12 protein-coding genes and 1 riboswitch are annotated in these 12013 nt (G+C 35.5%); of the genes, 9 read left to right on the top strand and 3 right to left on the bottom strand.

The annotated features are described in order from the left end of the window. Positions 1-299 precede the first annotated feature (299 nt). On the bottom strand, positions 300-878 hold the full coding sequence (locus tag PY093_RS16040) for a CBO0543 family protein (protein ID WP_275646860.1): 579 nt from the start codon (positions 876-878) through the stop codon (positions 300-302). A 254-nt stretch (positions 879-1132) separates the two neighbouring features. On the opposite strand from PY093_RS16040, the gene PY093_RS16035 reads away from it, so the two are divergent. From PY093_RS16035 to thiT, 6 genes are all read left to right on the top strand, one after another. Next, positions 1133-2092, top strand: a complete 960-nt coding sequence (locus PY093_RS16035; RefSeq protein ID WP_481769309.1) for a TRM11 family SAM-dependent methyltransferase — start codon at positions 1133-1135, stop codon at positions 2090-2092. A gap of 120 nt (positions 2093-2212) precedes the next feature. Continuing rightward, a complete protein-coding gene (locus PY093_RS16030) occupies positions 2213-2557 on the top strand; it encodes a hypothetical protein (RefSeq protein WP_275646858.1) in 345 nt (114 codons plus the stop codon). A gap of 198 nt (positions 2558-2755) precedes the next feature. Then, complete coding sequence (locus tag PY093_RS16025) at positions 2756-3259, top strand: hypothetical protein (RefSeq protein ID WP_275646857.1); 504 nt, start codon at positions 2756-2758, stop codon at positions 3257-3259. Between the two features lie 765 nt (positions 3260-4024). Beyond that, a complete protein-coding gene (locus tag PY093_RS16020; protein ID WP_275646856.1) occupies positions 4025-4417 on the top strand; it encodes a MarR family winged helix-turn-helix transcriptional regulator in 393 nt (130 codons plus the stop codon). Between the two features lie 138 nt (positions 4418-4555). Next, positions 4556-5203, top strand: a complete 648-nt coding sequence (locus PY093_RS16015; protein ID WP_275646855.1) for an SDR family oxidoreductase — start codon at positions 4556-4558, stop codon at positions 5201-5203. A gap of 1017 nt (positions 5204-6220) precedes the next feature. Continuing rightward, positions 6221-6326: riboswitch (TPP riboswitch) on the top strand. A gap of 74 nt (positions 6327-6400) precedes the next feature. Next, a complete protein-coding gene (thiT, locus tag PY093_RS16010) occupies positions 6401-6988 on the top strand; it encodes an energy-coupled thiamine transporter ThiT (RefSeq protein ID WP_275646854.1) in 588 nt (195 codons plus the stop codon). 568 nt (positions 6989-7556) lie between these two features. Here thiT and PY093_RS16005 read toward each other — a convergent pair. Together PY093_RS16005 and PY093_RS16000 are read right to left on the bottom strand one after the other, a co-directional pair. After that, positions 7557-7778 carry a hypothetical protein gene (locus PY093_RS16005; protein WP_275646853.1) on the bottom strand — a complete coding sequence of 74 codons (222 nt, stop codon included), beginning with the start codon at positions 7776-7778 and terminating at the stop codon, positions 7557-7559. Between the two features lie 165 nt (positions 7779-7943). Next, on the bottom strand, positions 7944-8150 hold the full coding sequence (locus tag PY093_RS16000; protein ID WP_275646851.1) for a hypothetical protein: 207 nt from the start codon (positions 8148-8150) through the stop codon (positions 7944-7946). Positions 8151-8373: 223 nt separating this feature from the next. Here PY093_RS16000 and PY093_RS15995 point away from each other — a divergent pair, with 223 nt between their 5' ends. From PY093_RS15995 to PY093_RS15985, 3 genes are read left to right on the top strand one after another with little or no spacing between them, the layout of a single operon-like run. Next, positions 8374-9729, top strand: a complete 1356-nt coding sequence (locus PY093_RS15995; protein ID WP_275646850.1) for a spore germination protein — start codon at positions 8374-8376, stop codon at positions 9727-9729. Next, on the top strand, positions 9726-10814 hold the full coding sequence (locus PY093_RS15990; protein ID WP_275646849.1) for a hypothetical protein: 1089 nt from the start codon (positions 9726-9728) through the stop codon (positions 10812-10814). The genes PY093_RS15995 and PY093_RS15990 overlap by 4 nt, the downstream gene beginning before the upstream one ends. Beyond that, positions 10811-11929, top strand: coding sequence for a Ger(x)C family spore germination protein (locus tag PY093_RS15985; protein ID WP_275646848.1), 1119 nt, complete (start codon positions 10811-10813; stop codon positions 11927-11929). The genes PY093_RS15990 and PY093_RS15985 overlap by 4 nt, the downstream gene beginning before the upstream one ends. Positions 11930-12013: the final 84 nt, after the last annotated feature.

Below are 12013 nucleotides of genomic sequence, written 5' to 3'. Positions count from 1 at the left end.
TCCTCCTCCTCTAAAATACAAATAAAGTTCTGTTAGTCCATTAAAGTGCAGTCTTATTGAAATTTGAAATACTGAGAAAAACAGAGAAAACAAGAGAAAAACCTTACTTTAATGAGGGAGTATAAAAATTTGTACCGAGTTTTAGTGTCTAGCTCCGGGCGCCATCGACTCGAGGTCATAAGCCAAGCCGTCCGGAAGGTAAAGAACAACCTTCCAGACGGCTTGTCTTATGCTTGTCGCAGATAGGCGGGCGCCCTGCGCTTTTCTTATTAATTAGAAGAAAAGTACTAATCAACGACCTAAGCCTTTTTTTCAAAGTAAATGAATAAATCTGTTAACCATTTAGATAAAAGCATAATTACTATATAAGCGCCTAAAAGATGTAAGTAGCTAATTCCCTTATGTAAATGGAAGAAGTTGTGCAAAATCATAATAGGTTTTATTCCAAAGGAAAGGACGAGTGTGAGAACAGTTAACCAAAGGTAATAATTTTTATTGTTGTTTAAAGTCCATTGATAAACAAGCATAAAGACTATTGGAATTAATGATGCATCTAACCCGAAGCTCACAGGCATAAATGGAAAGGCTTGATAAGGATAACTCCATAATCCATGTCTAACCCCTACTGCATCAATGTAGGTAAACCATACATGGACGTTTAAACCATAAAAACCTAAAAGAAAGGCTCTTTTCCGATCGAGTTTAAAATATAAAACGACAAGTGGGACGACAAACATAGCGACATTCATCCAAAATTGCCATGTGCCAAAATGGGAATAATCCTGCCAATAATCTACCCAAGACTGGGAGAGTTCCTCTTGGGTTTTGTGTAATTCTTCAAGTTGTTTATGTTGATCCTGCGGTATCGATTTTTCCATTTTTTACTCACCCCAAATTGGTTATTTATTAAGAGTAATTGGAGATTTAACTTAATATTTCCCTGTTTATTATTTTTGATACGTGAGGATAAGTTGCAGACTATAGTGATTATCTATTATTCCATTAATCCTTACTAGTTCAGCACGTATAAATGTGGTAAGGTGAGAGTACTCACTAGGGTATTATGCTTTCGCATCGGTAACTGTGCTTTTAGCCATGTTAAGCCATACCTTTAGAACGGAAACAGTAGAGGATGATAGTAGATTTGGATAATTATAATGATAATCAGATAGCATATATATATACGTATACATGTCGTAAGGATGAACGATCTCTACGTGATTTGGAGATGCGGTCTTTTTTTGGAAAAGATTCTAAAAACAATATCCTTGAATGTTCATTGAAAATAGATCCAAGCAGAAGTCCATTTATGAAAGAAAGAATAGATGTTATTTATGAAGGTAACCGCTTGAAGGATATATTTGAAAAAGTGGAAGGTTTAGAACTATCAGGAGCTACGTTCAAAGTCGTTTTTGTTCAGAATGATACAATTTCAAAGGTGGGATTTGAGGAACGGCGCACGATTGAGCGTGAAATTGGTCTCGCGATTAATGGAGAAGCCGACTTACTTAAACCTGATTTGATGTTTGCGATTATGAATGTAAATGGAAGATGGGTATTTGGTAACTATCTTGAGACCGAGCCGATTTGGTTACGTCACCAAAGGAAGCCGAACGACTATTCTGTTGCACTTAACACGCGTGTAGCTAGATCAGTGGCGAATATTGCTGTGCCTGACCCAATCGGTATTCAAGCGATTGATCCTTGCTGTGGGATTGGCACAGTTCTAGTGGAAGCACTATCGATGGGAATTGACATTGTGGGTAGTGATATAAATCCACTAATACTACCAGGAGTAAGGGAGAATATTGCACACTTTGGTCTTGAAGGAGAAGTGGCATTGAGAGATATTCGAAATGTCACGGACAATTATGATGTAGCGATTATCGATTTGCCCTACAATCTCTGTTCTGTTATTACCCCACAGGACCAGCTTGAAATGTTCCAAAGCGCACGCCGTTTTGCTGAGAAACTGGTAGTGATAACAGTTGAACCAATTGACTCAATCCTTGTACATGCAGGTTTTGAGATTGTGGACCGCGGCATTGCTAAAAAAGCGCGATTTACACGTGAAGTGATCGTTTGTGAGTAATAAGCTACTATAATTCTGATAAGCGTTCTCATAACCTTTTTTGTTTTAGAAACTACATTAGATCAACAATCTGGGCATCAGTATCTTACTATAAAAAACGGTAACCAAAAGAGCGATCTGATGCCCGAAATCGTTCGAAAAATCGAAAACGGTAACCAAAAGAGCGATCTGATGCCCGAAATCGGTCGAAAAATCGAAAACGGTAACCAAAAGAGCGATCTGATGCCCGAAATCGTTCGAAAAATCGAAAACGGTAACCAAAAGAGCGATCTGATGCCCGAAATCGGTCGAAAAATCGAAAACGGTAACCAAAAGAGCAATCTGATGCCCGAAATCGGTCGAAAAATCGAAAACGGTAACCAAAAGAGCAATCTGATGCCCGAAATCGGTCGAAAAATCGAAAACGGTAACCAAAAGAGCGATCTGATGCCCGAAATCGCACAAAAATTAGAAAACGGTAACTAAAAAAGCAATCTGATACCCGAAACTCCGCAAAAAATTGAAAACCGCCTTTAGGAACATCGAATAGAACCGACACGTCCTGTGGTATTGTCCCTGCACTTTTCTTAATTTCTTTTAGTGCAAACCACTGTTTAAACGAACGTTTAATTATCCTTCTTATTACGGTGAAACAAGCATAGACATAGTACTGAGGTGATAATTATGGAAAAAATAATTAACACATTGGAAATGCATGACCTGGTTTTACTGGGAACGGAAAGGGATAATTCAAACGAAAAAGTGATCCTGTATAAATTCAAAAGTAAAGATAATTATAGTATCTTTGCGATGTATGAAAAAACAAATGCCAGAGATTGGAAAGATCCATTTACATGTGATGCTGCAATCCTTACATATGAAGCGAAATCACATTATTATAATACTAAATGTATTCATATAGGTGATATTCGTGGCCATAAACATAACAGAGGGCTTGGCTCGATATTGATGAAATATTTAAAATCATATTGTCTTTCAGAAGGAATAATCGAAATCACAGGTAATATTTCTTTAACTGAATACCAAGATATAGAACAAGTAAGACTTTTTTATAAAAAGCATAATTTTAAAGTAAGAGTGAATAAACAAACGGGTGCTGCCAGCGTCAGATGGGTTAAATGGTACGATTTAGAAACTAAGAAACTTGTAAAAAGTAGTATTCCTTAAATTAAGAACGCTAGAACATCAATACCGGGCAAATGCGCCCGTATTTTTTTGGATAAGAAACCAATATAGCTACCCTTCTCAAAGTTTTATGTGATTATTGCAGGAAGTGATAATCCAATTAGTAAGCCGTTCATAGAATGGATAAATCAGAACAAGGTAACGTAGAAACGGGATATGTGCCAGTTAAAGGGTTTTTAATGTGTTGGATCGACATTTGGTTTTACGTTTCTCGATGATGTAAGCTCCTGGCCACTAGTAAAAACGAAGACAACAACGAAGAAAGTCAACTCTATGAGCTGACCTTTTTTGAAAGATAAGAAAGTATAAAAATTTGTACCAAGTTTTAGTGTCTAGCTCCGGGCGCCACCCGGCTCTATGGTATAAGCCAATCCCTTCCCGAAGGCAAAAAACGCCTTCAGTCAGGGCTCGTCTTATGCTTGTCGCCGATAGGCGGGCGCCCTGCGCTTTTCTTAGATAGATAATACATTCTTACTCTTTTTCCAATTTAAAGATTTTTAGATGGAGGTAAATCGTCAACAAACTTCCAGTCAAAAACACAAGTCCACCAGAAATAGTAGTTGGATATAGGTATTCCAAGAATTCCACGAGGTGTCACCGCCTTTAGTTTTAAAGTTTGTATGTTAGAAAGTATCTGATATCAATAGCAATAACAAAAATATCGTAATACGATATAAATTTATATTCTTATTATATCGTGGTAAGATATAAATATCAATCAAAAGAAATGAGAGAAGGTTGAAAATTTTGAATTCTCTTTTATCAAAAGAAGTGTATGAATACTTGGGAGAGTTTCGTTATCAACTAAGGAAATTCCAAAAGTTTAGTGATACAGAAGCGCGGAAAATAGGAATTACACCTGGACAGCATCAGTTACTATTAGCTGTTAAGGGTTATCCTGACCGGGACTTTGTTACGACAGGTGAACTTGCTGAACGCTTACAAATCACACATCACGCCTGTGTAGGATTGATCGACAGATGTGAGCAACTCGATCTTGTGTCTAGAAGGCAAAATCCAGAGGATGGCCGAAGTGTCCTCATTGAGGTGACTGAGCAGGGGAGTAGGCTGCTTGAGAAATTATCTGAGATTCACCTTGAGGAAATTAAGCGAATGGGCTTATTATTCAAAGAATTATGAGGGTTAATATATTTGGAGAGTAAAAATATCAAAAATACTCCAAGTGACTATGCTTTTTTGTAATAAGCAAACTGTTTGATATGTGTCTAACATACTGTAATAATTAATAATGAAACTAATTGAAAGGAGTTTGATCTTATGAAGGTATGCGTTATTGGAGCAAATGGGCAAATTGGGAAGCACCTTGTTGATCTTTTAAATGAGAGCGAAGAGCATACTGCTAGAGCAATGGTACGAAAGAACGAGCAAGTGGGGTTCTTTGAGAATAAAGGTGTAGAAACGGTAGTCGCTAGTTTGGCAGATAGTGTTGAACAGATTGGTAAAGCGATAACAGGCTGTGATGCTATCGTCTTTACTGCAGGTTCTGGCGGAAGTACTGGAGCGGATCAAACACTTTTAATTGACCTTGATGGAGCGGGAAAAACAATTGAGGCTGCTGAAAAAGTTGGTGTAAATAGGTTTATTATGGTTAGTGCGTTAAGTGCCCATAAAAGGGAAAAGTGGAACGAAGCACTACGACCTTATTATGCTGCAAAGCACTATGCCGATAAAATGTTACAGCAAAATAATTTAACCTATACAATTATTCGACCAGGAGGTCTTTTGAATGAACCAGCAAACGGAAAAGTCTCAATTGCCAATGAGTTAGATAGAGGCTCAATTCCACGAGCAGATGTGGCGAGGACCATTCTGGAATCCCTTTCAGAAAAAAGTACATTCAACCAGTCATTTGACTTAATTAGTGGAGACGTTCTGATAGCAGATGCGTTGAAAACAATTTCTTAACTTGAATTTCGCATCCTTAATAAACAGGATTTTCTAACTCATAACCCTGCCTAAACCCTTGTTATATTCCATTTTAATTGCCTATGCAGCTTTATCCTCTTGAAATAATTGTTTACCTAAAAATGAGTCTTCAAATAGCTCCCTTTAGAAATTGATATTCTGGGGAGTTTTTGAAAGATTTACACAACCTTACAATTTTATAAATTCCTAAACAATGAAAAAGGCGTGCAATCTGACAACAGATTTGACACCTCTTTGACACCCATAAATAAAAATAAAGAGCGAACCCTCAAAGGACCAAGATATGAGGGAATCAGCATGGTTTAATAAATAAGCGGAGAAATTTCTCTTAATTACGAAATAGCACTTAAAATAGCTTAAATAGACGGAAAAATTCCGACTATTTACACAAAAAACGTCAAAATGGATCATTTTGCATTGCTTAAGCGGAAAACCTCCGCTTATATACCCCGAACCAAGCCTTATTACGCAGTTTAACCGGAAAATCTCCTCTTATTTTAACTATATTGGTTACTAAATTTAGGAGATGACTTCTGATGTATATGGAAATGTGTTTAACCAAACGTTGAAATTGCTTGGATACGTTTAAAAGCAGACTCCGCAAAGGCATACGCTCATTACTTTTCAAAAGGTAAATTTGAGTTTCGCACCTAGCAACAACGCGATTTATCCCTTGTTTTAATCGGAACAAAAAACAAGAAAGTCCGCATGAACGCAAGGTTTTTGGTATGATTAAGGTACCTTACCAAAAATCTACCAAAAAGGGCGTGTTATCATGCGGACTAACTTGAATGAATTCCAAAAAGTGATAAAACTCATGGATATTCTATTAATTAGAGTTATCTTTACTATCAATAGTTAGTGTACCATCTTGTTGAACTTGAGCAAAATCTATTCAGCCAATACTAAAGTAGGTAAACACGCACAAAAAAATAAGAAAAGAACTCTTTTAACATACCAACATTTACGTTATAATCGTTTAAGAACTTAATAAATGTAAACCACAAGGGGAGCATATTTGCTGAGAGTGAACAGTTACATCTGTTCTGACCCTTTGAACCTGTTAGATAATTCTAGCGCAGGAATGTGATTTGAGGATATAGTGGTCTCTATCTATCTATATTATCTCCCTTGAGGTTGCGTTTAACTACTACGAACAAGAAGGGGAGAATTTTAATGAAGAAAATGAGTCTACAAGCGATGATAGAAGCTTCCATTTTCGCAGCATTTGCATTAATACTAGATTTATTACCATCGATTAAACTAGGACCATGGATTTCGATTTCGGTTGCAATGGTACCTATCTTTATTTTAGCCCTACGCTGGGGCTTTAGAGTAAGCATTGTTTCTGGACTTTTATGGGGATTACTTCAGGTTATAGTTGGTGACATCTATTTCTTGACTCCAATTCAATTTGCGATAGAATACTTTATTGCCTTTGCCTTTGTAGGATTTGCAGGCCTATTATACCCAGTTATTCAAAAGTCAATTAAAACCAAGAATAAAAGTGGTACAATATTATGGGTCATTGTTGCTGTATTAATGGGAAGTATTGCCCGTTATTTTTGGCATTTTCTTGCAGGTGTTATTTTCTGGGGAGAATATGCACCAGAAGGTATGTCTCCAGTTGTCTATTCGTTAGCCGTTAACGGTGGTACAATGTTAGGGGCATTTATCCTATGTTCAATAGTTTTAGTCCTTTTAATTGCTACATCTCCACGTTTGATTGAAAGAAAAGAAGCATTTACATTATCATCTAAATAATTTTCAGGGACTCCTGAATACCATAGTACAAATCAACGAATAGCCGGCATGTATATGCTGGCTATTTATAATTTTAAAAGATAAGAAACCAATATGGCTCCCCTTCTCGTACCCACCATCTACAATGTAAAAGTTAGTTCATTTATTGAATATTGCAGGTCTATTTTGGGAAATGCTATTAATTATTTTTTTACTTCTTCACCATTTAAAGTGTTTAGATCGTCTAAGAGTCACACATATTTGCTTGTATCGTGATACTGAGATTATTTTAACCAAAAATAATGGACAAAAAGTAATTACTAATATATGGTTTTGCATTCAAATAATGAACAGCCTTAAATTCCATTTTCTGTTCATAAAAATTTGCGGTTTTTATTATATCCTGTGTGGGTGATATCCAGTAAATTAGGACCTAACTATCGAAATTACTGACTCAATAACTTTTTCGTCCCGTGATAACCGGAATCGGCATAATTGTTGGGATTGGTTGTAATACTATATGTACAAGGAATGAACTTGTCATCCCTATACTATCTAATTTCCCCTCGCTATTTTTTAATTTTAAAAGTTAATAGGGGTTTGATATTGTAATATGCTCTCTTTTAATATTGTGTAACTGATATTTTTCAAACATTAGGCTTTGGTAATATCTTAAAAGACGATTATATTCGTGTTCAGTTAAAAAATGTTCAGATGTTCTTTTCCTCAAGTTAGACTCTGGCAGTACTGTTTGAAACTCAATACTAGAGGGTATCATTAGTTGTTTAACTTCTTCCATATCGACCAACACCTTCCTACACCTTTAACATTTTTTATGTATGCAAACGTCTATAGGTGACCATTTGACAGAAAAATGATAAAAATGCCTATCACGTACTTTGCTATCTGTGCAATTGTGTAAAAATACCACAAGTTAACATAAAAAGCCAACATGAAAATGCTGACTTTTAATCATCTAACCCCAATTTTCTAAACGATCTAAATCAATTATAGGTGATCTTATCGGCTTTAGAAAAATCTCGTTGTGGTCACCAGTTACCTGTCCAATTACGTTATTCTTTGTCTGGCTGGTTAGTTCTCTCACATAAGATTTTCCTATTGAAAAGGTTGCTGAGCCTTCTAGCTTTTTTACTTTTATCACATCATAAATAACAATTTTCATTGCTGCATCTTCCCAGGTGCTTCATTCCACAGTCACATTCTCTCCTTATAATCATGTAATAAAAAAGGTAGGGACTAGTATAACTCATTGTGGAAAAAGGTAAAGTAGGTTTAATTATTAATAGTTGTACTTCATTTTCATTTCACCGTATATTCATTTACTTAAGTGGCGATACAAAGGATAGGTATCTAAACGTCTCTAGTAAAGGAGGGTGACTTTTCATATGGTTCTTCAGAAGAAGTCCGACACACAAGAGTGGCTTAAAGAACAGTTGGGTTCTTCCCAGGACGTTGTATTACAAGAATTAAAGGCAGAAAAAAATACTGCAGAAATCTTTTATATCAATAGCTTATGTGATGAGAAGAAGTTACAAGAAAATGTAATTAAACCATTTTATGAATGTGATGAAAAAGAGTTTGAAATCTATATTCGTTCTTTACCAAACAAAAAAGAACACACGACCAAAGAGGATACCTTAACAAGTGTCTTGGTAGGGTCTGTCGTTGTGTTTATAGGAGAAATCATTTATATAGTATACCTCAAGAAAGTGGTTAATAATTCAGTAACTGAAGCAATGGTAGAAACGGTTATTCAGGGGCCACAAAATGCTTTAAGTGAGTCAATTACTACAAATATAAATTTGATACGTAACCGATACCCACAACCTTCTTTAAGACTAGAGGAAACTAAAGTCGGAAAACTTTCCCAAACAAAAGTAATAGTTATGTATGATAAGAAGCTTACAAACAAGGATGTTCTAAAAGATTTGAAGGATTCGCTTGAGCAAATAGAAATAGATGTGTTACAGGCAGCAGGTGAACTGCATAGAAAACTAACAAGGAAAAAACGAACTCTTTTCCCAACATTAATGATTACAGAACGACCTGACCGCATCGTTTACAATCTAGCACAAGGAAAAGTTGTATTAGTCATAGAAGGAACACCATTTTCCATTATAGCACCTGCTGTATTTTATGATTTTATGTCTTCGATGGAAGATTTATATCAACCTTATTGGGTTAGTCGTTTTATAGTGTCCCTTCGTTATTTAGGGCTTTTTATTAGTGTTTTAATGCCGGCATTATATGTTGGGGTAACAGCATACTCCCCAGAGTTATTTCGGGTTCAGTTAGCTCTTTCGATTGCGGGAAGTAGGGTTGGTGTACCATATCCTGCTTATATTGAAGTATTTCTTATGCTTCTTATGATGGAGCTTTTAACCGAGGCAAGTGTTCGATTACCTAAAGCGATTGGTTCGACTGCAACTACAGTAGGGGGACTGATTTTAGGTCAGGCTGCAGTAGAAGCCTCACTTGTTTCTAATGTGATGATTATCATTGTTGCGGCAGTTGCAATCTCAAATTTTGTTATTCCTATAAATACTATGAGCTTTGCAATGCGTGTTGTAAAATATCTATTACTAGCTTCATCTACCCTTTTTGGATTAGTGGGCCTTGTAATCGGATTAATTGGTTTGATCGCATATTTAGCGAATCTAGAAAGTTTTGGCCAACCATACTTGAAGCTCTTTTTTGAACCAAGTTCAAAGGATTCAAAAAAGGGGGTACGACCTTCTTGAATCGCTATTTTTATTATCTCATTATCATGAATATGTTGATTAACGTATTTATGTTCGTACCAAATATTCTTTTAAGAGAACGGTTTAGTGGAAGTATAATGGCGATTCCTTTGGGAGTGCTGATAGGTTCTGTATTACTGTTTGTTTTTATAAGGTCTTTGAATAGATTTCCTAGATTAGGGGTTCCTGAGATATTAGAAGCTACCCCGCGTTGGTTTAGGTATGGATTCCTGGCCTATTTTTCTGTAATTTTTATCATGGCCGGTGCGATAATTTTATTAGCTTTTAACAATGTAATTATGCGATTTATCAATCCGCATATATCGGGCTTCAATATGATCTCAGCTTTTGTTGTGTTTCTGGTAATAATTTTACTTCACTTAAAATCTGATAAGATTTTATATACGTTAGAAATCATTATAGTTTTAAATATTCCATTAGTCTTAATTGTTGTGTTTGAGGCGTATACAAATAATTACTTAACGATAAATTCAGTATTTGAAGTAGGAACGCACGTTTTTGAGTATCCGTCTTGGAGTGCAATTTCTGCAGCAACTTTCATCTTTTCTGGGTATGCGAATATGGTGGTCTTCAATCGAGTGTTTAAAGAAAAAATAAATTTGAAACATTTATGGTTTGTTCCGATAGTAGGATTAGTAAATTTAGTAACCTCAGTCTTAATTCCTATTGGTTTTTGGGGAGCGGATGGGGTAGGTGATTTGACCTTTCCTTGGATTTCAACAGCAGATGCATTAAATATTGAATATGGTCCGATTGAACGTCTGATAACCGTGTTTATTTTACTTTATATAAGCATTTCATTGTTAAGTGTTACGATACATTGGCACGTGGCTTTGCAAATTATAAGAAGTATTCTAAAGATAGAGAGATTTGATCGAAAAAGAAGATTCAGAATTGATTTCGCGATAGTAGGAAGTATGGGAGTGGGAGTTTTTATTTTACAAAATCAATTAAGGGAAAAGGATATCTTTAAATTAGGAGAAATGTGGTTAAATATTCGTTTTCCAAGTGAGGTATTTCTTGTTATTTTGATGTACTTTCTGGCGAGGAGGAAAAGGATATGAAACATAGACCTTGGTTGGTTTTGAAAATGACTATTCTTATCATAATTTTATTATCCTTATCGTCTTGTGGCTATAAAGATATTGATAAACGTTCCTTTGTTGTAACGATAGGGGTCGATAAAGCAGAAAGTGATGATAAAAAATACAAGGTTTTGTTAAAAATTGCTATTCCTAAAGCAGATGTAAAAGCAGGACAAGAAGACTTTATTATATCGGAGCTGGAGAGTAACTCAATTACACAAGCTGTTAGGATGATTAAAACCCAAGTACCACAAGAACTGGATTTTAGTCACGCTAGAGCAATTATTTTTGGTGAAGATGTTATGCAAGAAGACGTTCAAGAATTATTAGATTGGTTTATACGTCGTCGTGATATCCAAAAAATAGCTTGGGTAGGGATTGCAAGACCGAATGCCGAGGAATTATTAAAATTAAAAAGAAAAACAGAGCGACTTCCTTCGAATGCCTTATTCTTGTCATTTGGAAATACAGGCACCGAATCAGCATATATTGTTAGCGAATATTTGTTTGATTTTAGAAAGCGCTTAACTGAAAAAGGATTAGACCCTATTTTACCGATTATAGAAATGAAGGGTGCCTATTTTGAAATTAATAAAGCAGCTATATTCGACAATGACAAGATAAGAATGACCTTATCAGAAGAGGAAACAAAAATTCTAAATGTATTACTTAACCGTTTAAGTAAAGCAGATATAAGAATAATGAAAAAGGGTGATGAAGAACAAGAGTCCTTTTTCATTGCGGCTAGCCAGCTAAATACTAGTTATAAGTTGAAAATAGATAGTAATAATAATCTGATAATTAAAGTGAATCTGCAAATAGAAGGAATTATTGAAGAAGCATTGGAAGATATGTCAGAAGAAAAAATAGTAGAAAGTAAAGAGAGGGCAGAAAAACAAATAAAGGAAAAAGTGATTGACCTTTTGAAAAAGTTTCAGGAGGAAGAATTAGATCCTATAGGATTTGGTTTACATTATCGCGCAAAAAACTTTAATAAAGATGATTGGGAAATATGGCAAAAGCTTTACCCAAAGGTTGAATTTGAAGTAAATGTTAATGTGAAAATTGAAGGAACGGGGCTTTTGAACAACTAATACAGATAAAAAATCAAAGAAGAGCTTTACCACAGTGCATAGCTTTTTTTGTGAAGTGATAGTATGGCCGCTTACAGGTAGAAA

The organism is Cytobacillus sp. S13-E01, assembly GCF_029193815.1.
Taxonomy (GTDB): domain Bacteria; phylum Bacillota; class Bacilli; order Bacillales; family Bacillaceae_L; genus Bacillus_BV.
The sequence above is the reverse complement of the archived record's forward strand: the minus strand, read 5'-3'. Positions and strand labels throughout refer to the sequence as shown.